The 1,189-nt window shown below is 60.6% G+C and carries 1 protein-coding gene; it reads right to left on the bottom strand.

Going from position 1 to position 1,189, the window contains the following annotated elements; translation table 11 throughout:
• Position 1: 1 nt before the first annotated feature.
• Positions 2-1,189 carry an elongation factor Tu gene (tuf, locus tag BUB16_RS21000; protein WP_073068804.1) on the bottom strand — a complete coding sequence of 396 codons (1,188 nt, stop codon included), beginning with the start codon at positions 1,187-1,189 and terminating at the stop codon, positions 2-4.

The raw sequence follows: 1,189 nt of genomic DNA, 5'->3' as shown, positions 1-1,189 counted from the left end.
TCTATTCAATAATATCGGTTACCACGCCGGCCCCGACAGTGCGGCCGCCTTCGCGGATCGCAAACCGCAGCCCCTCTTCCATGGCCACCGGCTGGATCAGCGTCACTTCCATGTTCACATTGTCCCCCGGCATCACCATCTCTACCCCTTCGGGCAGCTCACAGGAGCCGGTCACATCCGTGGTCCGGAAATAAAACTGCGGGCGGTAGCCTTCAAAAAACGGCGTGTGCCGCCCCCCTTCGTCCTTGCTCAGCACATATACCTCGCAGGAAAACTTCGTATGCGGGGTAATCGAGCCCGGCTCGCACAGCACCATCCCCCGCTGCAACTCCTCCTTGTCTATGCCCCGCAGCAGGATCCCGGCGTTGTCCCCGGCCTGCCCCTCGTCGAGCATCCGCCGGAACATCTCAATGCCGGTCACCACGCTTTCCATCGGGTCTTCGACAATCCCGACAATCTCAATCTCGTCGTTCAGGTGAATCACGCCCCGCTCTATGCGGCCCGTGGCCACCGTGCCCCGGCCGGTAATGGAGAAAATATCTTCCACCGGCATCAAAAACGGCTTGTCCACATCCCGCTCAGGGGTCGGTATCGTCTCATCAACTGCGTCCATCAGGTCCAAAATCGCCTGCTCGTCCTCCTCGCTGCCTTCCAGGGCCTTCAGGGCCGAACCCTGCACCACCGGGATCTCGTCCCCGTCAAACTCGTAGCTGCTCAGCAGCTCCCGGACTTCCAGCTCCACCAGCTCGATCAGCTCCTCGTCGTCGACCAGGTCCGTCTTGTTCATAAACACCACTATCTGGGGGACCCCCACCTGGCGGGCCAGCAGTATGTGCTCGCGGGTCTGCGGCATCGGACCGTCCGTGGCCGCCACCACCAAAATCGCCCCGTCCATCTGCGCCGCACCCGTCACCATGTTCTTCACGTAATCGGCGTGGCCCGGGCAGTCCACATGCGCATAGTGGCGATCGTCGGTCTCATACTCCACGTGCGCCGTCGAAATCGTGATCCCACGCTCCTTCTCCTCGGGGGCATTGTCTATATCGGTAAACTTCTTCGCCACGCCCCCGTAGTGCTTGGCCATCACCGTCGTGATCGCGGCCGTCAGCGTCGTCTTCCCGTGGTCCACGTGACCGATCGTTCCTATGTTTACATGAGGCTTATTGCGTTGAAATGTCTCTTTTGCCAT

This window comes from Fodinibius roseus (genome assembly GCF_900129315.1).
Taxonomy (GTDB): domain Bacteria; phylum Bacteroidota; class Rhodothermia; order Balneolales; family Balneolaceae; genus Fodinibius; species Fodinibius roseus.
This window is presented reverse-complemented; position numbering and strand designations above follow the sequence as displayed.